This is a genomic window from Paenibacillus turpanensis (assembly GCF_011421635.1).
Classification (GTDB): Bacteria; Bacillota; Bacilli; order Paenibacillales; family YIM-B00363; genus Paenibacillus_AK; species Paenibacillus_AK turpanensis.
In genome coordinates this window covers 1-22,512 of the sequence record NZ_WTLI01000001.1, presented here as the reverse complement: position 1 = coordinate 22,512, position 22,512 = coordinate 1, and the positions used below count along the sequence as shown (strand labels likewise).

General features: G+C 50.6%; 17 protein-coding genes and 1 riboswitch. Of the genes, 16 read left to right on the top strand and 1 reads right to left on the bottom strand.

Annotated features, from left to right (window positions below):
* Positions 1-196 precede the first annotated feature (196 nt).
* A complete protein-coding gene (locus GQS10_RS00085; protein WP_166237743.1) occupies positions 197-391 on the bottom strand; it encodes a hypothetical protein in 195 nt (64 codons plus the stop codon).
* Between the two features lie 157 nt (positions 392-548).
* Between GQS10_RS00085 and GQS10_RS00080 the strand changes: the two genes are divergently transcribed.
* The 16 genes from GQS10_RS00080 to GQS10_RS00005 all read left to right on the top strand — a co-directional run bounded on the left by GQS10_RS00080 (position 549) and on the right by GQS10_RS00005 (position 22,304).
* Positions 549-1,739, top strand: coding sequence for an FAD-dependent monooxygenase (locus GQS10_RS00080; RefSeq protein ID WP_166237741.1), 1,191 nt, complete (start codon positions 549-551; stop codon positions 1,737-1,739).
* Positions 1,740-1,807: 68 nt separating this feature from the next.
* Positions 1,808-2,650 (top strand): VanW family protein, encoded by an 843-nt coding sequence (locus GQS10_RS00075; protein ID WP_166237739.1) that lies wholly within the window; start codon positions 1,808-1,810, stop codon positions 2,648-2,650.
* A 4-nt stretch (positions 2,651-2,654) separates the two neighbouring features.
* Entirely contained in the window at positions 2,655-2,900 is a 246-nt protein-coding gene (locus tag GQS10_RS00070; RefSeq protein ID WP_166237715.1) for a hypothetical protein, read from the top strand.
* Positions 2,901-3,131: 231 nt separating this feature from the next.
* Positions 3,132-4,856 (top strand): ABC transporter ATP-binding protein, encoded by a 1,725-nt coding sequence (locus GQS10_RS00065; RefSeq protein WP_166237737.1) that lies wholly within the window; start codon positions 3,132-3,134, stop codon positions 4,854-4,856.
* Positions 4,831-6,573, top strand: a complete 1,743-nt coding sequence (locus tag GQS10_RS00060; protein ID WP_166237735.1) for an ABC transporter ATP-binding protein — start codon at positions 4,831-4,833, stop codon at positions 6,571-6,573. Before GQS10_RS00065 ends, GQS10_RS00060 begins: the two co-directional genes overlap by 26 nt.
* A 461-nt stretch (positions 6,574-7,034) precedes the next feature.
* A complete protein-coding gene (locus GQS10_RS00055) occupies positions 7,035-8,828 on the top strand; it encodes a rhamnogalacturonan lyase family protein (RefSeq protein WP_166237733.1) in 1,794 nt (597 codons plus the stop codon).
* Between the two features lie 342 nt (positions 8,829-9,170).
* On the top strand, positions 9,171-10,682 hold the full coding sequence (locus GQS10_RS00050; RefSeq protein WP_166237731.1) for an extracellular solute-binding protein: 1,512 nt from the start codon (positions 9,171-9,173) through the stop codon (positions 10,680-10,682).
* 145 nt (positions 10,683-10,827) lie between these two features.
* Positions 10,828-11,256, top strand: coding sequence for a GNAT family N-acetyltransferase (locus tag GQS10_RS00045; protein WP_166237729.1), 429 nt, complete (start codon positions 10,828-10,830; stop codon positions 11,254-11,256).
* A gap of 288 nt (positions 11,257-11,544) precedes the next feature.
* Positions 11,545-12,834: a class II aldolase/adducin family protein gene (locus GQS10_RS00040; protein ID WP_166237727.1), complete on the top strand. Its 1,290-nt coding sequence runs from the start codon at positions 11,545-11,547 to the stop codon at positions 12,832-12,834.
* A gap of 138 nt (positions 12,835-12,972) precedes the next feature.
* Positions 12,973-13,902, top strand: coding sequence for a manganese-dependent inorganic pyrophosphatase (locus tag GQS10_RS00035; protein WP_166237725.1), 930 nt, complete (start codon positions 12,973-12,975; stop codon positions 13,900-13,902).
* Between the two features lie 152 nt (positions 13,903-14,054).
* Positions 14,055-14,906: a GNAT family N-acetyltransferase gene (locus GQS10_RS00030; protein ID WP_166237723.1), complete on the top strand. Its 852-nt coding sequence runs from the start codon at positions 14,055-14,057 to the stop codon at positions 14,904-14,906.
* A 185-nt stretch (positions 14,907-15,091) separates the two neighbouring features.
* A complete protein-coding gene (locus tag GQS10_RS00025) occupies positions 15,092-16,228 on the top strand; it encodes a fused response regulator/phosphatase (protein WP_207952063.1) in 1,137 nt (378 codons plus the stop codon).
* Between the two features lie 96 nt (positions 16,229-16,324).
* A riboswitch (cyclic di-GMP riboswitch) is annotated at positions 16,325-16,441 on the top strand.
* A 94-nt stretch (positions 16,442-16,535) separates the two neighbouring features.
* Complete coding sequence (locus tag GQS10_RS00020) at positions 16,536-18,590, top strand: flagellar assembly protein A (RefSeq protein WP_166237721.1); 2,055 nt, start codon at positions 16,536-16,538, stop codon at positions 18,588-18,590.
* A 12-nt stretch (positions 18,591-18,602) separates the two neighbouring features.
* Positions 18,603-18,914 carry an STAS domain-containing protein gene (locus GQS10_RS00015; protein ID WP_166237719.1) on the top strand — a complete coding sequence of 104 codons (312 nt, stop codon included), beginning with the start codon at positions 18,603-18,605 and terminating at the stop codon, positions 18,912-18,914.
* A 383-nt stretch (positions 18,915-19,297) separates the two neighbouring features.
* Positions 19,298-21,049 carry an HD domain-containing phosphohydrolase gene (locus tag GQS10_RS00010; protein ID WP_166237717.1) on the top strand — a complete coding sequence of 584 codons (1,752 nt, stop codon included), beginning with the start codon at positions 19,298-19,300 and terminating at the stop codon, positions 21,047-21,049.
* Between the two features lie 133 nt (positions 21,050-21,182).
* Positions 21,183-22,304: a tyrosine-type recombinase/integrase gene (locus GQS10_RS00005; protein WP_207952062.1), complete on the top strand. Its 1,122-nt coding sequence runs from the start codon at positions 21,183-21,185 to the stop codon at positions 22,302-22,304.
* Positions 22,305-22,512 lie beyond the last annotated feature (208 nt).

Sequence of the window (22,512 nt, the reverse complement as noted above, 5' to 3'; positions counted from 1 at the left end):
ATAAAACAATAAAGCAATTGGAATTATGTATAAATGTAAAGAAAGGACAAAAGAATACGTGCTCATTGTGTTCACTCCAAGCCCATGGTGAAATAATCCTTAAGAAGTCGAGAGTCCACACGATTATATAACATATTTCGACTTTTTTCGATATTTTATTGAGATGTAACCGGAGAGGCCAATACGTGTTGGTCGACTATTTAAGAAACATGAGTGCAAGAAATATGCCTGTACCTAAGAGATAAATCAGGGTAATGATGATCAGGTTTCGTTTCGAGCCGAGCATGTAACGAGGCGTTTCCTCGCGATTTTCTTGAGAATGTCCAATAATCAAGGTAGCGATGACCCCGATAAATAAAACCGTCAGCATAACAAAAAAGTAGATCGTCATTTCAAGATACCTCCATTCAACGTAGCTTTATTGTATCAGACTCGATTTCAATTTGACGAATGATAAATTATAGGCAACAATTAGATACAAAATCGTGAAAAAATACCAACAGGGAAATCGATTACAGCGTTGGTGAATCGAAAAGGAGAACGGGGTAATGGGGAAGAGGCCGAGGGCCGTCTTAATCGGCGCGGGCATCGGCGGGCTGTGCACAGCCTTGGCACTGCAAAGGGCGGGATGGGAGACTGTACTTTGCGAGCAGGCGCCTGCGTTGCGGGAAGCCGGAGCCGGCATCGTGCTGGCCGCAAACGCGATGCATGCTCTCGGGGAGCTGGGCATTGCCGAAGCGGTTCGCAGGAAGGGTGCGGCAGTAAAGACCGCTGACATCAGATCCTGGGAGGGCGACTTGCTGACCCGCTTGCCGGTGGACGAACAGGCCGCGATTTACGGCACATACAGCTATCTTATTCATCGCGCGGCGCTTCAGTCGGTGCTGCTGGAAGCGATGGGAGAGGATACTGAAATTGGATACGGGAAACAGTGCGTCGGATGGACGGAGCATAAAGAGGGCATTACGGCGGTGTTTGCCGACGGCTCTGAGCTTCAAGGAAATCTATTAATCGGTGCCGATGGACTTTATTCAAAAGTGAGAGAGAAGCTGTTCGGATTGTCGCCGCTTCGTTATTCCGGCTATCACGCGCTGCGCGGCATTTGCAGGCTGTCCGGAATGGGGGAGGGTCTCTACACGTCCTCAGCAGGCGGCGGCTTTGAGGCGTGGGGACCCGGCAGACGCTTTGGTCTGTCGCATCTCGGCGACGGAAATGTGTTTTGGTTCTCGGCCGTAAACGGGCCGGAAAATCAAATCATTCCGCAGGGATTTCGGAAGAAAACGGCGCTTTCATTGTTCCGCGGCTGGTACGAACCCGTCCTTGAAGCGATCCGGGCAACGGAAGAGGAGGCGATTCTCTCGCACGATATTTATGACCGCGTGCCTCTGCCGCAATGGGGAAAGGGTCGCGTGACGCTTGTGGGAGACGCGGCGCATCCGATGCTGCCGAATTTGGGGCAGGGCGGCGCCCAAGCGATGGAAGACGCGCTGGTGTTGGGCCGCCACCTGCAAATCGCCGCTGCCGACGGCGATCTAAGCCGCCTGCCGCAGCTGCTGCGCGCTTACGAGCGGGCGCGCATTCCCCGCACGAACGCCGTGGTACGCGGCTCGCGGCGAATGGCGAAGCTCGTGCAGCTTGAGCTGCCGGCGGCGATTGCCGCACGCAATGCGGCGCTGCGCATCATGCCTGCGCCAGTCCAGGTGCGCCGGCTGGATTGGCTGCTCGGATTTCGCGCGTAGTTCACGCATCGATGGCAGGCTGCAGCAGCGAAGCCTCAAATCATGAAGCGAGGGAGTGACCATAAGCGATGTGGAAAGAGCGAGTAGGCAGGGTGTTTCCGGCATTGTACCGGCTTCGGGTGGCCCAATTGCGTTTAAGCCGGCATATGCAAAACTTCGATCCGCGGATTCGCTACGCACGAACCGTCAGTGAGCCGCTGCCTTTTGTCTGCAAAAGGCATCAGTCTCTGCTTCGCAGAAGGCTTGGTGCAACGGACCCGCAGCTGCAGGAAAACAAAATAACGAATTTGCGGCTCAGCTCAAGCCGGGTTCACGGCATATTGATCCGCCCGGGCGAAACGTTCTCATTCTGGAAGCTTGTCGGAAAGACAACGGCGCGCAAAGGATATATTGAAGGGCTGCTTCTATCCCATGGCGAGGTGCGAACCGGGGTAGGCGGGGGCATCTGCCAGCTGGCCAATCTGCTGTTCTGGCTTGCCCTGCATTCGCCGCTGGACATTGTAGAGCGGCATCATCACAGCTTCGATCCGTTTCCCGATGACCGCCGGGTGCTGCCGTTTGGCAGCGGCGCGAGTGTCTTTTATAATTATGTTGATCTTCGCTTTTATAACGGTACGGCGGAAACATTTCAATTTGAAGTCGAGGTCGCTGACCGCCACCTAAAAGGAACGCTTCGCAGCGCGAACGAATGGCCTTATACTTATCATATGGAAGAATGGAATCATCGGTTTATGGAGCAGGACGGGAAGTATTACCGGCAAAACGAGATTTGGCGCAGGACGATTGCAAAGCGCACGGGCAATGTGGAGAACGAGGAACGAATCATTCGGAATTTTTCCGAGGTAAAATACAGTCTTGAGCCGCAGCAATTGAATGAGGGACAGGACGAGGATGCAGCAGGGGGAGCATAAGCGGATGGTTAGCATTGGGGTATGGGTGACCGTAGGGATCATTGCCATTTTAGTCATTTATCCGACCATTTGGATTACCAACAAGGCGTATTCGAAAAAATGGGAGGAAGACGAGGTTAGCGCGATTGATACGTTTATCGCGGGCGGAACCGAGGGCTCTAATACTCCCCAAACCGAGCAGGAGCGGGAAGAAGCGTCTGGACAGCAGCCGACTGCGAATGCCGAAACGGTGCGAGGACGGGATGTCTGAAGCATGATGGAATGGGCCTGGAAACAGGTCCATTTTTGCTTTGTTGGAGCGCATTCATTTTTGGAAACTGAGGATTGTCCTCTATTAGAATTAATGGTAGATTATAGAAACGCATGCAGGAACGAAGGAATGAAGTATGGGGGTGGGGAGTTGCTGCAAACAAGGACGAAATCTGCTGACAATCCTAATTCGCATCGTATGCTTGAGGTTTATGCCTGGACTCTTTCTTTTATGAAGCCGTACTGGAAAACGCTTGTACTTCTCGTGCTGGCCATGGGAGTTGTTTCGTCTGTGGAGCTGGCGATCCCGAAGCTGATCGAGCATTTTATCGATGTCATTGTTCCAGAAGAGAGAGCCACAGGGGTGAAGACGGAGTTTTTGCTGCTGATCGGCATATTGGCTGCGGCGCTGGGGCTCATGTTTGGAGCAAGCGTGCTGGAAAATCTGTCACAACGCCAGCTGCAGGAAAAGGCGGCCCGGGATTTGCAATACAGCATGTTTCGGCACTTAAGGAAGCTCGGGTTTTCGTACTTTGAGAAGCGGCCGATCGGAGAGACGCTGTCGTTTTTGAATACGGAGGTCGCGGAGGTGCAGAAGCTGTACCGGCAGGGCTTTCCTTGGATGATCAATGGAATTGTTTTTTCGGCGATTTCGATCGGGGTCATGGTGGCAACGAGTGTACAGCTGACGCTTATCGTGCTGCCAAGCTTTCTGCTTTATTATATTTTCGGCCCCAAGCTGGAGCGCCTTGCTTCTGTGTACGGTAAGCAGCTTGCACAGGATCGGATTGCCGAGCAGCAGAAGGTATACGAGAGCATATCGTCCCTCGCGGAGCTGCGGGCGCACGGCTCTGAAGCTTGGGATATGGAGCGGTATCAAGCGAAGGTCGATACCCACAATGCGAGCTTTTTGAAGATGTTCTGGTATGCCTATCTGCGCGGCAGCAACCGGCGGATGAGCTATTATATCGGCGGGATCGTCATTTTTGTATACGGTTACTATTTGTTTGTGAATAACGAGCTCGCTGCCGGACAATTTGTTGCCTTTACCTTGTATTACTTTGCTGCAATGCACCGGCTGACTGCAGTCGTGACCAATATTACGGAGCAAAAGGTGCTGATGTACCAGGCGCAGCGGCTGTATGAATTTATGCAAACCGAACCGGACATTCGGGAGCCGGAAGTTTCGAGGGAGCTGAAACAGGTTCGCGGCGAGCTTTGCTTTCATGACGTTGTTTTTGGCTATGAAGGGAAGCCGCCCGTGCTCCAGGGACTGAGCTTTACAGTTCCGGCAGGGACAAGGGCAGCGCTGGTCGGCACAAGCGGCAATGGAAAATCGACGATCTTGAAGCTGGCGGGTAGGTTTTACGATCCGCAGGAGGGCAGGATCACACTGGATGGCGTCCCGGTAGATGAGCTGTCGCTCGGCAGTTTACGAAATGCGCTGGGATATGTATTTCAGGAAACGTATTTGTTTGGTGCGAGCATCCGCGAAAATATTCGTTTCGGCTGTCCTGAAGCTTCCGATGAAGAGGTCGTTCAGGCCGCGAAAGCCGCTTACGCCGACAGCTTTATCCGTGAGCTGCCTGAAGGGTACGATACGGTCGTCGGGGAGCGGGGCGTGAAGCTGTCCGGCGGGCAAAGGCAGCGGATTGCGATCGCCCGAATGTATATGAAAAATCCTGCTGTCGTGCTGCTGGATGAAGCAACCTCGGCGCTGGACAATGTCAGCGAAGCCGAGGTGCAGCAGGCGCTCGATACGCTGCTGTCCGGTAGAACGATTCTAACGGTGGCGCACCGCTTGTCGACGATTAAGGATTACGATGAGATCTTTGTACTCGATGGCGGGCGTGTGGTGGAATCGGGAACGTATGAAGCTCTGCTTGCGGCAAAGGGAGTTTTCTACTCCCTGGCAAAGGAGGAGTCGAGTGATGAACAACGACAAGAAGTCGGGTAGCCTGCGTTGGCTTTGGAAAGAGGCGAAGCCGTTTCGCTGGTGGATCCTTCTGTCGGTACTGCTTTTGACCGCGGAGTCGTACAGCGCACTCGCTACTGTGGCCCTGCAGCAGCGGATGATCGACGATGTGCTGCTCGGCGGTAACCCGCAGCAGTTTCTTTCCATTGTGCTGCTGCTTGCCGGAGCCTATTTGCTGCATGCGTTCCTGTTTACGTACGCTTCTCTTATGCCCTACCGGACGGTGGCGAAGATGAAGAAGCTGATGTCGCGTAAACTGCTGGAACGGATGTATCGTCTGCCGATTTCACTGCTGCAAAAGGAACGGACTGCGACTTTTGTGTACCACTTCTCCACGGACTTGCAATTGAGCTGCCAATTTATAAGCGGATTTGTTCCGCGCACGATTCAGCATATCGCGAGTGCGGTCGTTTTGATCTGGATCGTTGCTCTCGCCGATATTAAGCTTGTGTTGATGCTGTTAGCCTTTAGTGCCCTTTACTTTGTGATCGGCAATTACTTCGGCAAACGACGTAAGCTCCTCGCTTCGGACGTGAACAAGAAAAAATCGGAGCTGCTTGTGCATATGGAAGAAGGCGTGTCCTCGACTCGAGAGGTCATCGCGTTTCACCGGATGAAGTGGGAGGATGAGCGGTATAACACGCTTTTCGGCCGTTATTACGAGAGCGCGATGAAGGAAGCAAAGCTGATGGGCAGACAAATTTTGTTCAGCGATCCGGTCAAATGGGGTGCGACGCTGATCGTTCTTTTGTACGGAGGCTGGCTTGTACTGGAGGATCAGCTGTCCATCGGCATGTTTGTCGTTACGTTTCAGTTTTCCTCAAGGCTGATGGAGTCCTTTCATAATATTTTTCACTTTATCATGAAGTTTTCGGCGGAGCTTGCCTCCGTGGAACGGCTGCGCGCCGCGCTGCATGGGGAAATCACCCGGGACGGGGCAAAGTCCTTACACGACCCTGTTGCGTCCCTGCGCTTTGAGCAGGTTGCATTCCGTTATGAGGGCCGTCAGGATCAGGTGTTGAGCGGCATATCGTTGGACTTTCCCATTGGCGCGAAAATTGCGCTGGTCGGGACGAGCGGCGGCGGTAAATCGACGGTGGCCGCACTGCTGGCCCGTTTTTACGAGCCGGAAGAAGGGGCGATTCTGGTCAATGGAGAGCCTTTATCGGAGGTTAAGCGTAAAGACTGGGCGGCTAAGCTGTCCGTCGTGTTCCAGGAGCCTTACTTATTTCCGGATACGATCCGTAATAATTTGATCATGGGCTTAGGAGAGGTGACGGAGGCCGCGCTGGTGGAGGCTTGCCGCACCGCTCAAATCCATGATTATATCGCCGGTTTAGCCGACGGATACGATACGCTGATCGGTGAGCGGGGGATCACGCTTTCAGGCGGCCAACGGCAGCGGCTGGCGATTGCACGGGCGCTGCTAAAGGACGCAGAGCTGCTGCTGCTGGATGAAGCGACGTCCGCGCTTGATCTGGAGACGGAACGCCAGCTTCAGCATCATTTGGATGAGCGGCGTAAAGGCAAAACGACGATTATAATCGCACACCGGCTGTCCACGGTTCAAAATGCCGATGTTATTTATGTGTTTGACCGCGGTACGGTGTCCGCAAGCGGGACACATGAGGAGCTGATGCGAAGCTCGTCGGTGTATCAAGGTCTTGTGTTGAAATACCGGGCGCAGGAGACGGCGTAACCGCCGGGTGACGGAGCTTCGGAATGAGTTGAGACATATGATAGGCAGATTCCGTGATCACGTGATCCCGAGATCACAGGTCAGAACAAAGCGTCCAGGACACGATCCTGGGCGCTTTTTTTGACGCGGATTCCAATCTACAGAGGGGGAAATACTTCTTCAATCAAAAAACTGCAACTTTAGACAAAATCGTTTTATCATTTTTAGTTGAAATGATCATATGAAACAAGATTGTCCTATTGTAGTTTTAAAGTGCTTCTTGTTTAAATGGAAGTGTAATTGAAAGATTGATCTAGACAACGCAGTTGCTGTATTCATGGAAAGGGGTGATAACGGAGTCATTACGGCAAAAAAAGTGGTTGGCGGCGGGATGGCACCTTATTTTGAAAGCGCTTAATCTGCAGTTCGTTACCCATGTCTAAACAAAAAGAAGCAAAAATGATGAGGAGGCGAAATAATTTATGAGAATGGTAACATTAGGACGTAAGAAGACGATTTCATGGCTGCTCTGCGGGGTCATGACAGCCGCTGCATGGATTCCCGCTTCAACAATTAACACCGGCAAGGTCGAAGCAGCAGCGATTACGCTTTCGGACCGAGGCGTAGTCGCCGTTTATCAAGGAAGCGGCAACGTCTATGTCGGCTGGAGGCTGCTGCAATCCGATTCCGCAAGCACCGGCTTTAACGTCTACCGAAAAACAGGCAGCGGGAGCGCGGTTAAGCTGAACTCCCAACCCATTACGCAGAGTACGAACTGGGTGGATACGGGAGTAAGTATCGGGCAATCTAACAGTTATTATGTGCGGGCAGTGATCAACGGACAGGAGCAGGCAGCCAGCGCCTCCTTCACCATTCCTGCGAATGCTCCTGCCCGGCCTTATATTAGTGTACCGCTGCGAAATGATACGGGACAAGCAGCCAGAATGGTCGGCACCGGCGATTTGGACGGGGATGGGACGATGGATTTCGTAGTGAAGCGAGGGAACGGGGATATCGACCCTTCGCAAAGCACCATACCCAATGAAACCTACAAGCTTGAAGCGTACAAGAGCGACGGAACATTCCTGTGGCGTGTCGACCTTGGGAAAAACATTCGTCCAGGCATTTGGTACTCGCCGTTTGTCGTTTACGACTTAGATGGGGACGGCAAAGCTGAGGTAGCGACAAAATTCGGCGAGGTTAACCAGGATTGGAACGGTGACGGTACGACGAATTATTTTAATAGCGACGGACGGGTTTTAACGGGACCGGAATATTTGGTCATTCTGGATGGGCAAACGGGTGCCATCCGCGACCGGGAAAACTGGATTGCACGCGGCAATGTGTGTGATTGGGGCGACTGCTACGGCAATCGGGTCAATCGGAATTTGATTGGGATTGCGTTTCTAGACGGACAGCGGCCGAGTCTCATTACGTTCCGCGGAACGTATACGACATTGAAGGCTGAGGCATGGAACTTTAGCGGCGGCAATCTGTCGCGCAAATGGGCATGGTCGCAAAGTGGCGGCGGTGGCTTCCACAATTTCCGCGCCGGTGATATTGACAATGATGGCCGCGACGAAATTATTAATGGAAGCGTCGCTATTGACGATAATGGAACAACGCTATGGACAACTGGCGAAGGTCATGGCGACCGGGTGCATATGACTGATATTAACCCGGATCGTTCGGGCAAAGAAATCTTTTATATCCAAGAGGATCCCGGAGATTATGAGAATCCGATTAGTCTTCGCGAAGCCCGTACGGGAAAGCTAATCTGGGGACAGGGCGATGATTCGTGGGCGGACGTGGGGCGCGGCTTGGCCGCAGATATCGACCCGCGCTACCGGGGGCTGGAGGTATGGTCGTCCAAAGGCGATCTATACAGCAGTACGGGGACAAAGATCGGAACGAAGCCTTCCAGCGTCAATATGGCGATCTGGTGGGATGCCGATGTACAGCGCGAGCTGCTGGACGGAACCAAGATCGATAAGTGGAATTACAGCACCGGAACACTAACGCGTTTGCTTACGGCAGAGGGCTCGGTTGGTTCGCGCAGCGCACCGATGGGATACGGCGATATTATCGGCGACTGGAGGGAGGAAGTGTGGTATATCTATAACAATAGCGAACTGCGAATTTATACGACCACCATTCCTTCCCAGCAGCGATTTCCGACCTTCCTGCAGGACAGTGATTACCGAAGCTCACTGGCTGCGGAAACGATGGGGTACATGCAGGCGACACAACCGGGCACATATTTCGGATCACCATAATAGGAAAGCATAATTGAAAATCAGTTTGCAGGGGCCACTAATACAGTGGCTCCTTTTGTTATGGAATGGAAAATGAGACTTTTCTAAAGGGGAAAAATGATAATCAAAGCATGATCATTGAATCAGATCGCTTGATACGACAGCGTTTTCATCGAGTAATCATCTATTTTTTCGATAATCATTAGATAAGGGGGTGCCTTAGAAGCTGCCTTGTGTTGCGGCTTTTGTGTTTTGTGTTTCAACAAGCGCTGATGTGTGGATTATGTACGGACAGTACTCCGAAGACTTATACTTTGAGATGTGCAGTACAAAAAATATATAGAAAAAGTGGAGAGATGCAGAATGAACAAAAAAAGGGTAAGCATGATGCTTGCCGCTGCAGTTACCGTTTCTATGGTATCGGCTTGCGGCGGGGAGAAACCAGCTGAAGAAGGCAGCAGCGCAGCGAACGGAGCAACAAAGATCAGTATTATGGCTAACCTGCATACGGCAGAGGTTCCTTCCGACAAGATAGAAAAAATGGTCGAAGAGAAAACCAACACCGAGCTGGAAATCCAATGGGTTCCGGACGGCAGCTATGAAGAAAAGCTGAATGCCGCTTTCGCAACAGGAACACTTCCGAAGGTTACTTATTTAAAAAACCAAACCTCGCTGATCATGTTCCGTGACGCGATCCGCAACGATCAGTTCTGGGAAATCGGACCTCTTCTGAAGGACTACCCGAACCTGAGCAAGCTGGACAAGACCGTTCTGGAAAACACATCGGTCGACGGTAAGATTTATAGTGTCTACAGAGAAAACCCATCGGCACGTTCCGGTATCATTTATCGTAAGGATTGGGCGGACAACCTCGGTCTGGGCGCTCCAAAAACGTTGGATGATGTCTACAAAATGCTGAAAGCATTCAAAGAAAACGATCCGGACAAAAACGGCCAAAACGATACGATCGGCTTGACTGACCGCAGCGATCTCGTTTACGGTGCATTCAAAACAATCGCTTCGTGGCACGGAACACCGAACAACTGGGGCATTAAAGACGGCACGCTGTACCCAGAATTCGAAGATCCAGCTTACGTAGAAACAATGAAATTCATGAAAAAGCTTTACGAGGAAGGCTTGATCAATAAGGACTTCCCTGTAACTTCGAAGAACGACCAGCAGAACCTGTTCATTACAGGCAAAGCCGGTATGTATATCGGTTCGATGGGCGACGTTGTAAGCATGGATAAGAAGATTAAAGATGTTAACCCGAAAGCCGTTCTTGACGTTCACAACGTAGTTGACGGCGGACCGAAGGGCTACGGCATCTGGTCTGTACCAGGATATGGTAACGTAGTTCTGTTCCCGAAATCCGCAGTGAAGACAGAAGACGAGCTGAAGAAAATTTTGACGTTCTACGATCAGCTGATGTCCCCAGAGCTTGGCCTCTTGATTTATAGCGGTGTTGAAGGCGAGCACTACAGCATGAAGGACGGCGCGGTTGCTCCAGTTCAAGACACGAAGCTGACAGACAAGGAAGTTAAGCCTTACCAGTCGCTCCTGATCGGCGGACCGAGCACAATCCCGAGCCTTAAGTTCTACCACGAGCTTCCTGCGAAGCGTAAAGCGGAAGAGCTTACACTCGATAACAACAAGTACTTGATCAACGATCCGACAGCTCCATTGGATTCCCCGACTTATGCAGAGCGCGGCGTACGTCTGCAAGAAATCATTAAGGACGCTACCTACAAGTTCATCCTGGGCAACATCGATGAAGCTGGCTTCAAGAAAGAAGTTGAGCGTTGGAACCAAGACGGCGGTAAAACTATTACCGAAGAGTTTAACGCTTCCTACAAGGCAGCTCAAAAGAAATAATAACCCGCTAGCGGGCAAAACCGGTGTCTATCAGACGCCGGTTTTTTCTTTGCTCGTACGATTAGCCCGGGCCAGTTCCGGCTGCGGAGCAGTTGTGGTACAGTGTTAAAAGCAGTATGTATTCGAAAAGGTTAGGAGTGCTGGTATGCTGATCGATATTCAACACCGTTTGGAGGACGGGAAAATTGCCGAGCTGCTTGGATACAGTGTGTTTCCGGACCCGGAGCAGCTGGAGCGGGCGCGGGCGTTGTATAAAACGAATCCGAAGCTTTCGCTGTTAGGTTTGGAGGAAGAGGGCGAAGTGATCGGGCTTATCGGCTATGAGAAGCTGGAGCACGGAGTCATCCGCGTGCTGCATCTTGCCGTTGATCCGTTAGAGCGCGGAAAAGGGTATGGCAGAGGTATTATTTTGGAGCTGCTAGCGTCGGAAGAGCCGAAGCGGGTGGTGGCCGATACGGACGAAGAAGCCATCGAGTTTTATCGGAACATCGGCTTTGCCGTGGAAAGCTTGGGTGAGCTGTATCCGGGCGTCGAACGGTTCCGCTGCACGTATGATTCCGAGGATGAGGAATAAAACAAGGTATGGCTTGCGCTGCCTCCGCAGCATGGGAAACGACGCGGATTCTCATCAGGTACATTCATAAAGTAGGGATACGGACGCTAATCATCGTCATATGTAGGAATGAAAAAGGTCAACCATATCAGAGGTTGGCCTTTTTGGCGTGGATGGCAAGACGAAGCGAATCTCTCTCCGATCTGTGATGGAAATCATTCCAAAGCAGCGTGTGTTTGGTATATAGTAAAACAAAGGAAAACAAACACAATCAAATACAAACAAATATTCGTGAGTGAGGTGCTGGGTATGCAGTTTGAGCTTCTACATCCTGCCGATCAAATTATTTTAATGATGGAACGGATTTACACGTACGGAATGACGACGACCTCTGGCGGCAATATATCGATTGTTGATGATCAAGGTGACCTCTGGATTACGCCGTCGGCGATCGATAAAGGCGCGTTGACTCGCAGCGATATCGTTTGTGTTACGTCCAGCGGTGAGGTGATCGGGAATCATAAGCCGTCCAGCGAGCTGCCGTTCCATCAGAGCATTTACCGTGCCCGGCCGGATTTGAAGGCAGTGATCCACGCCCATCCGCCTGCGCTGGTCACCTTCAGCATCGTGAGAGCGGCTCCCGATACACGGCTGCTGCCGAACGAACGGCAAATTTGCGGCGAAATCGGCATGGCCGCCTACGCGCTGCCGGGCAGCGAGGAGCTGGGGCGCAATATTGCCGAGGTGTTCGCCAAAGGCATCAATACGGTAATGCTGGAAAACCACGGAGTCGTGGTTGGTGGGGCGGATTTGTTTACCGCGTTTCAAGTATTTGAAACCCTTGATTTTTGCGCGAGACTGGAGATCCAGGCGAAACGGGTCGGCCAGCCGCTGCTGCTGGATGAAGAAAGCTTAAACACGGTGCGGCTCGCTCAGCAGAAGCCAAAGCTTCCCAGCTTTACGCCTGAAGGCTTCCCGACACCGGAGCGGGAAGCGCGCAGGGAGATGTGCCGCTTTATCCGCCGCGCGTATGATCAGCGATTGTTTACGAGCACGCAGGGGACTTTTTCCCAACGGCTGGAAGGAAACTCCTTCCTGATTACGCCCTATGGCATGGACCGGAAATACGTCGAGCCGGGGCATTTGGTGCGGGTGGAGAACGGGGCGATTGAGGCTGGAAAAACGCCGAGCCGTTCGGTGCTGCTGCACCAAGCCATCTACGAGCAGCATCCGCATATTCATTCGGTCATTATTGCGCATCCGCCCAGCATCATGGCCTTTGCAGTGACCGAGAGCACCTTTGACTCCCGTACGATTCCGGAGAGCTATATTTTACTGCGCGGCACGCCAAAGCTGCCGTTTCGCTCCGTCTACGAGAAGGAGCAGGAAACAGCAAGCCGGTTTGTAAAGGACACGCCGATCGCTATCGTGGAAAACAACTGCATCGTGACGACCGGCAAAAGCCTGCTGGAGGCATTCGACCGGCTGGAGGTTGCGGAATACAGCGCCGCCGCGTTGATTGATGCGAAGAGTCTTGGCTCCATCGTGACGATTGACGCAGCGAAGATTCGCGACTTAGAGCAGGCATTTGGTTTATAACATCGGCCGAGGAAAAGAATACCGAAAAAAACCCATTAAAGGGATTGGAATTAATGGCATTTCACGATATAATCTTGATTGGAATATCGATCTACGGTATACTTTTCTCGCCAAAATAAACCAATAAGGAGTCATACGATGGAAAAAGTACTTATTTTTGGGCATAAAAATCCAGACACAGATTCCATTTGCTCGGCGATTGCTTACGCGGAGCTGAAGAAGAGCTTAGGCCAATCGGTGGAAGCAGTACGCCTCGGCAGCGTAAACGGCGAAACGCAATACGCGCTCGACTATTTCAAGGTAGAAGCGCCTCGCCAAGTGGAGACGGTTGCGAACGAAGCGAAGGACGTTATTCTCGTTGACCACAACGAGCGTCAGCAGAGCGCTTCCGATATCGAGAAAGTTCGTGTCGTTGAGGTAATCGACCATCACCGTATCGCGAACTTCGAAACGAGCGGTCCGCTTTATTACCGCGCGGAGCCGGTTGGCTGCACAGCGACCATTCTGAAGAAGCTGTACAAGGAAAACGGCGTGGAGATCCGCAAAGAGGTTGCAGGCCTCATGCTGTCCGCGATCATTTCCGACTCGCTGCTCTTCAAGTCGCCGACTTGCACGCAGGAAGACGTTGCCGCAGCTCGCGAGCTCGCAGAAATTGCCGGTGTAAACGCGGAAGCCTACGGTCTGGAAATGCTCAAGGCAGGCGCTGACCTGAGCGACAAAACGGTTCCTCAGCTCATTTCCCTCGACTCCAAGGAATTCCAAATGGGCAGCGCGAAGGTTGAAATCGCACAGGTGAACGCGGTTGACACGAACGACGTTCTGTCCCGTCAAGCTGAGATTGAAGCTGCTTTGAACGGCATTATTGAAGAGAAGGGCTTGGATCTGTTCCTGTTTGTCGTAACGGACATCTTGAACAACGATTCGATCGGCCTTGCTCTCGGACGTTCGGCGAATGCGGTAGAGAAAGCCTACAACGTAACGCTGGAAAATAACAAAGCGGTGCTTAAAGGCGTTGTGTCCCGCAAATCGCAGATTGTTCCTGTACTTACAGACATTTTCACAAAATAATGTAGTAAACCAAATCCTCTGTATCCAACATGTTCATGTTGGGTGCAGGGGATTTTTTAGTTGCTGGAGAATTTTGTTACAACGTACTGGTCGAACGAAAATGGAAATGAGTTGGGCAGTGCTTACTATGGATGTAAGGTGAGGGATTATCAATGTACATGTCATCTCAGCTGGCCGAAGCGCTGGAGCGCTCGGAAATCGAATATATGACGGATCGGATGATTGCGATTCAAGAGAGAGAAGGAAATCCAATGGGAGTGGAGCTGCACAGGCTGGGCACTTCAACCTTGCTTTACAGCAAAGCGATGCCATGGCCGCAGTTTAACACGATTAAGGGCTTTAGCGATGCGGATCTTCCTCAGCTTGACGAAATGCTGGATCTTTACCGGGAGCGAGGCAGAAAAGCGACCATTGAGCTGGTGCCGGGACGCGCGGGGAAGGAGACCATGCAAGCTTTGCTGGAGAAGGACTGCCGGCCGGTTGGTTATCATGCCAGCTTTTATCGTGGGTTACAGTCAGAGGCGGCTTCTGTGAAAAGACTTGAAGGAGCAGAGAGGGGCGCTATGGCAAGAGAAAACGATCCCTCTCACAGGATCGACATTCGCCCATTGCAGCCGGATGAGATTGACATCTACGCACGAATTCATTGTTTAGGAACAGGCCTGCCGCTGTCCGGAGCGGTCGAGGTGGCGCATAATAACCGGGTGCTGCTAGGCCGGGAAGGATGGTCGTTCTACCTTGCGTCCCTAGAAGGGGAGGCTGCCGGGGTATCGGTGATGTACACGAAGGGGAATGCAGCATCGCTTACGTTTGCAGCGGTGCTGCCGGAGGTTCGGGGCCGCGGGATTCAGCAGGCACTCATTCAACGCAGGCTGCGGGATGCGGAGATGCAGGGAGCGGTGCTTGCCGTCAGTCAAGCCGCATTCGCCTCGACGAGCCACCGGAACATGGAGCGCTGCGGAATGAGGCTTGGATATACACGTGCTACGTGGATGATGTCATAAATGATCAAGGCAGAAGTATCCTGCTATGCAGAACCTGCTTCTCGTCATGCTGTCTGGGACCGGCTGTTGTTTCTTGTCCGATATAGGCCTTTATTACTACAATAACGCAATCCAAAAGATGAAAAGAGGAATTTCGCAAAAATTGTCGAATTATTAAGATACAAAGGCGGAAAGGAAGATGCATCATGAGTATCCTGATTGTAGACGACTCCCTGCTCAACATGAAATTCTTCCAGGATATCCTGCAGGAGGCCGGCTACTCGAATATTCATACGGCCAGCTCTGCTCAGGATGCATATATCAAACTCGGAATGGATGCCGACGGGAAAGAAATCGGCAGACCGATTACTTCATTCGATTTAGTTCTGCTAGATGTAGTAATGCCGGAAATGGACGGTATTGAGGCCTGCCGCCGCATCAAGTCCTGCAGCCGTTACCGTGATCTTCCGATCATTTTTGTAACCGCGAACAAAAACCACTTACAGGATGCTTTCGATGCCGGAGGCATGGATTTTATCCAAAAAGGGTTTGAGCGTGTGGAGCTTTTAGCAAGGGTGAAATCGGCAATAACCTTGAAGAAGGAAATGGACAGCCGTAAAGACCGTGAAGCGAAAATGACAAAAGAGCTTCAGCTAGCCAAGACGATCCAAAGAAGCGTGTTGAGCCCGCCCATTGTCGATCAACATATTGAGATACATGGCGCATATATTCAATCCGACGAGGTATCGGGAGACATGTTTTATTGGACGCCAATCGATGAGCACCGGTATGGCATCATGCTTATTGACGTATCCGGGCACGGCTTGTCCTCTTCCTTAATCAGCATGTCCATCCGTTCTTTGCTGGGAGGCTTAGTAAACCGGGGAACCGAGCCGGAACAAATCTTTTATGAATTGAACCGTCAAATGCTGCAGTTGTTCGGAGGCGGGAAAAAGTTTGTTTACTTAACGGCCATTTATTTGGTGATCGATATCCAGCGTAAGCATATCAAGTATTTTAATGCAGGACATCCGCCTGGTCTTCTTATTCAGCAGGGAGAGGTCGCTGCAAGATTGGAAAGCGCATGTGTGCCGATTGGGGTGAAGCGAACCCCGAATGTTAAAACCGCTTACATTCCTTATGAAACGGGGAATCGTTTAGTCATTTATACCGATGGTCTTGTGGAAACGAAGGGGACCGCCATATCCGCAGGGATTCACCAATTAGAGCTGGATGCAGTGCGCTTTCATTCCCTAAATAATCAGGAGTTTATTGACCGTGTAGTGTCCCTTCGAGACAATAAAGCGGATGATGTTTGTTTGATCTCCATCCTCCTCAAGTAAAGTTGGATTGAATTACCAAATTAAAAGACTTGTAAACGTTCCATATTTCCAATATATTTATAGTATATATTACCTAGTCCAAATTACCTATTAGACAATCGAAAAAGGCAAACCTGAACGAAAGTCAGGGACGCAAAGCCACGGGCCTAACGCATTCGCCACATCAAAGATGATAGCTACACTGTGCAATGCAATGGCAGCCGGGTTGCCGAAAAGTTAGCGGGAGAAGACCCCCTTTTCGGAGGTCTTCTTTTTTCGTTGCTCATTGGGGCTTAGGCTACTTTAGCTCATAAAGGCGGTGGGGAGAATGGAAAAAAGTGTGGTTTCCAAGGGGAAAACAGTGAAGCTGGCCATTGAAACGGCGCTTGACTTATTAGAGGCCTCCAAGCAGGAGGTGCATATTGAAATTTTGGAAACGGAAGCAAAAAGTTTTTTTGGCAAAGCGAAGCCTGCGGTTGTTCGTGTCACACTCGTTCGGCCCAAGGCTGTTTCAGAGCCTGCGAATCATGCCGAGGCTTCGGTGTCCATTGAAAAGCTGATAGAAGATTTAATTGACTCCTCCATCGATGCGCCGGGCTCCGATGCCTTCTCGGTTTCGGCGGCGGGAGAGCTGGGAGGACATGTATGGGTTGTCGGCGGCATGATTCATTGTAAAGATGCGCCGGATCAGCATCCAATGATGACTCCTTGCCCTGGGGTGAAAATTGTTCAAAACGGGGTCATGGTTGAAAAGACAGTGGAGGTTAAGGAAAGTGACCGGTTTGAAATTTCCTTTGAGGAGGAAGCCGTTGAGCCGGTATGGAGCATTGACCTTGATGAACGAAAGCTGATGGCAAGACTGACCGTAACCCCGGGATACCGAATGGATAAGAAATTGGAGGATCTGTCTCCAGCTCGCATGGCGGTGCTGCGTGTTGAGCAAAGTAAGCAGTTTATTCCATTGGATCCATTGGATATTGAGCAAAAGCTGCGTCAGCTTGGGGTCGTATTCGGCATTCAGCATGATGAAATCGGCAAAGCGTGTATGGCGACGGTGCCTGGCCAATTTATCATTGCTGCAGGCAAGGCGCCGGAAGCGGGCTCCCATGGCGAGTTTAAAAGTCTGCTGGATACAACAACTCGAAAGTCATCCCCAAAGGAAAGGGAAGACGGCACGGTAGATTTTCGAGAAATTAAGGAGTTTCCGTCCGTTGATAAAGGCAGTGTGATCGGAATGATCCTGCCGCCTGTGCCAGGAAAGCCGGGTACTGCAGTAACCGGAGCGGAGATTGTGGCGGACCCCGTTCAAGAGCTGCGTTTTGTTGAAGGAAAAGGCGTATCTCTAATTGATTCAGGTTCAAAGATTGTTGCGCTTCAAGCGGGAATGCCTCAAATTCAGCAAAAAGGTCAGATTCTGACGGTTTCCATCGTCCCGAAGCTGGTGCATGGGGGAGATGTCGACTTGGCGAGCGGAAACATTCATTTCCAAGGGGATGTTGAAATTACTGGCTCGGTCCAAGATGGAATGACCGTCGACGCTCTTGGCAATGTAACGATTCAAGGCAATAGCAACATGGCAACCGTGAGCGCAACCCAATCAATCATCGTTCGTTCAAATATTATTACGAGTAATGTTACGGCTGGGAAGGGCAGTATTGTCATGGCGGAAATCGAGCCGATTTTGCGAGAGATTATCCGGAATGTCAAAATGCTTCAGCAGGCGGTTATCCAAGTGAGCGGGGCCAGTGCCTTCAAGGTCGCTGATCTGCAAAAAACAGGCTTGCGGACGCTGATTCAAGTACTGCTGCAAGGGAAATTCAAAGGTCTGCATCAGCAATTTACTCAGCTAGCGCAGAAGCTGTCTGCCTATGAAGCGGAGCTTGAGCCCGCTTGGGGAAAATATGTGGAGTCCGTGCATAAAGGCTTCTTAAACCCGGTTTCAAGCACGTTTCATACGGCAGGGGATGTAGCCCAATTCGTGGAATTGACAGAAGGGATGTTCGCGCTGTGTCAGTTGAATGAGGAGGTTGCGTCCTTTATGAAGTTCAACTATGCACATAACAGCTATATGTATTCCGGTGGTGATATGATCGTTCACAATGGATGCTATAACAGTACTGTTCACTGCCGGGGGCAGCTTCAGGTTAATGGTTTTCTCCGGGGTGGAACGTATTATGCGCATGTTGGCACATCCATTCAGGAGGCAGGGGCCCACGGCGGTGCGGCTACCCGCATTCAAGTGCCGGCTGATGCGTTCATCAAGATTGCAAGAGTTATGGAAAATACGATCATTCAGGTGGGTAACCGTTCCCATCAATTTATGCAAAACGGCACACATATTCATGCCCGGCTCGATGCGGACGGCAATCTAAAATTAAACTAAGGGAGTGCAGCTATGTTTACCTATAAATTGTTTGAAAATGGCGAGCAGTCGGTAATTTTTTTTGAAGGTGATATCGATATTGACGTGACGGATTTGATGGAAACCGAGATCCAGCCGATGCTTGTGAAGTACACCACGATTGAAATGAATTTTTCCGAGGTATATTTCGTCGATTCGACCGGAATCGGTCTTCTCATCAAAATTGTTCAAGCGCTGCTGGAGCTCGGGCGAGCTGTACGTATTACGCACGTACGTCCAGAAGTGATGGAAGTGTTTGAGTTTTTGCAAATCGAGGACATTTTTGGGGAGAATGTTTTGGCCTAACCATATTACTGAGATCGGCGGTAATGACGATGAAAAGGATGGCCTCAATGCTTCGAAAATGGAGTGTTATGGAGGATGGAAAGACTCCCGTAATCGAGAAAACGAAATATACCCGTATGATGTATTTTATAGGTGTTCTTTCCATGTTTGTGCTACTCTATCAATTCCCTTTAATTCCGTTTGAGTCTATCTGGCCGTTATTGCTTCTCATGGTCATCTTCGATTTTTTTCCGATGCGGTTGTTTCGCGGGGAGTATTACACTGCAGGAATCGTTTGTTATCTAATGCTGTTGATGAGTTATGGCTATGCTGCTTGTATGGTAGGAATTGCTCTTAGTACCGCATTTTTTTCTGTAAAGCATACATGGAAATCACCGAAGCGGATGATGATTAAATGGTTTATGATTATGTATGGCCGTTATACTGTGAGTGCCCTTGGAGCCTACGCCGCATGGGAGCTGCTCGAATCATCATCCATTTATTTAAAAGTTCTGGCAGCTGTTACGCTCTTTCTTGTATTCAAGCATGTACTCATTGCAGTAGAAGGAAAAGGCAATGGAGTTCCGATTTGGCGGCGTGTTATGAGCAGGGCGAAGATAATGGCTGTTGGAATCATTACGTATTCGGTGGTCGGCGTTCACTATTTAACTCATGGAGAGGACTGGGTGAAGGAGGCGGTTGTCTTCTTGATCTATCTCGGTATCATTGTTTTTTTCTCCAGAGGGTATTTTCAACAAATGCAGGTGAATCATAAGGCTTCGGAGCAGTTTATTCGGTTGTTTGAATCAAGAATGTCGAATCAGATGGAGGGGCATGGGGAACGCGTTGGGTTTATATGTGAAAAATTACTTGAAACGGTTCCCTATCCTAAGGATAAAATCAATGATTTGATCCAAGCATCCATTGTACACGATATCGGCAAGGTGGTGCTGCCGCCGCAGTTGCTGCAAAAACGTGGAGCCTTCACGCTATCTGAGGAGAAAGAATTTCAAGCGCACTCCGAAAAAGGGGCGGAAATCGTTCGGAACTTTCTGTCCAATCCCAAAGCATCTGCGTGGATCCTGCATCACCATGAACGATATGACGGAAAAGGTTATCCGGAAGGCTTGGCTGGCACAAACATCCCTATGGAATCTAGAATCATTGCTGTTTGTAATGAGCTGGACATACTTATGTTCAAGTATAAAGATGATCAAATTGTATTTGAACTGCTTCAGGAAATGTCTGGAAAAAGTCTGGATCCGTCCCTTGTCTCTGCAGTTACGATACAGACGATTCGCGAACTGCGTGAGAGATTTCCGTATTTAGAAAAGCGGGAATCGCCGAAAGATATTGCAGAGCAGCAGGAGGAGCAGTGCGAGAAACGGCTTCAACGGCTGGGTCAAGCCTCCTTGCTTACTTATTATGACAACACGGATCGAATGCTTGGGATGGATATGAATGCTCCTTATGATGAGATTAAGAAGCTGGCCAAGCTGTGTTGGCAATTGCGAAAACCATTTCATGAGGTGCTGACTTACGAGGAACGCGTGTTTGAGGCGCATTATTACCCCGAGGATGCGGAGGTGCGCATTTTTTTGCTTGATATTACACCGATGGTCCAGTATGAGCGTAAGATCTATAACGACTCGATGAAGGCGTATAAAGATGTGATTGAAACCTTGTCCCACCAAAAAATCACAATTTGCCTCACACGTGAAGAATTGAAGGGGAAGCTTGGCACGTTTCTCGGCTCCATGGATATCTTGACCACAGCGGATGTTGGAAAGAGCAGGGCGTTCACCTCCGGATTTTTGAAGCCGACTGATCCGCGTAAACTAATGAATATGAAGCTGGCCGTCAGCGAAGGCGTGACTAATTTGATTAAGCACGCAGCGGATGGAAAGGTATCGATATACGAGTCCGACGAGGGGATGCTGCAGGTTCTGGTTTCGGATCAAGGCTCGGGGATTCCGCTGCATGAGCTGCCGAAGACGATTCTCATTTCGGGGTACAGCAGCAAGCGCTCCTTGGGAAAAGGGTTTTCTCTCATGTATGTGGCCACGGATCGGATGTCGATTCACACCTCTGCTCAGGGAACGTGGCTGCTGCTTGAATTCGAAACCGCGCAGGAAAAAGTGGCTTACGTTGATTAATATGAGTAATATGGTATAATTCCACTTGTGGGAACATCAGTTCTGATAATTTATTCATCCGAAAGCATCGGAGACGACAATTGTATTTTGTCGTCTCTTTTTTTTGTGGTTGTAAAGGGAAGAGGAGGTAATTATGGAGAAGAGATCGAAAATAATTGGTAAGATTGGGATTGAGGATGGGGCGGAGGCGACATTAACCGTTTTTGTTCCGCGGATTCCTCAGTGGGTGGAATGGATTCGCAGGGTACCCGGTAGACGATGGGATGCCGTCCGCCGCTGTTGGGTGATCCCAAGGACGCAGGAAGCGGTTTCGGTTTTATGCCATTACTTTTGCGAGGTGCCTGCCAGTGTGGCAGATTCGTATCTTTATACGGAATTTCCTGCTATGCGTGCGTTGAAGACACCGTATGAGTTTGATTCACTGCGACAATTGAACGAATGGATGAAGCAAAAAGGGTATCAGCCGGGGACGCAGCGCGCTTACCCCGGTCATGCTAAGCGATTTTTGAAGCAGCAGAGCCAATGCTTGTCACGGGTTACCGTAAGCGACGTGCAGCAGTATATTCTCCTGCTGGTTCATGAGGAGCGGACCTCTATTTATATTAACCAAGCCATTAGCGCGCTGCGGTTTTGGTTTTGTGAGGTTGAGCAGCGTTCTGGTTTTGCAAGGGCTTGGGTTCGGCCCAAACGGCAGAAGAAGCTGCCGACGGTGCTGACCGCATCCGAGGTAAAGCGGCTGTTAGAAGCGGTGCCGAATATCAAGCATCGCACCATTTTGACAGTTATTTATTCCGCGGGACTTCGGATCGGCGAGGTCGTCGCCTTACGAAGATCGGATATAGATCCGGAGCGAAAGGTCATCCATATCCGGCAAGGCAAAGGGAAAAAGGATCGCTACACCGTACTTTCCGATGCCGCCTACCGGCTGCTGCAGCAATATATGAGGTTGACTGACATTGACCAATATCTATTTCCCAGCGGGGAAGGGTTACATAAGCCGCTCCATGTGCGGTCCATCCAGTTTGCCTTCGAACGCGCCAAGCGATTGGCAGCCATTCGCAAGCCCGCTACCGTTCACACCTTGCGGCATTCCTTTGCCACACACCTGCTCGAGGGAGGAACCGACCTGCGATACATCCAGGAGCTGCTCGGCCATGCCAGCCCAAAGACGACCGAGATCTACACCCACGTCAGCATCAAGGATATTAGGCGCATCAAAAGTCCGCTTGATCGTCTCATGGATATGGAGGAATAGCTTTGGAGCGGTAGGATTTGGCGGGTGAGGAAAGGGAACCGTGGGTGGGGTCGGAGGTACAATGTGGGTCTCGTGCAAGGATAGGAAGAGGGTCAGCGTGAAGCGAATCGGAGCGGGGATATTATCACGAATACGCCTAACCCCAAGTTTCGTAAGCATTCGCGTATTTCGCGGAAAGAACGTTATACGATATTGACCTGAAACTAAG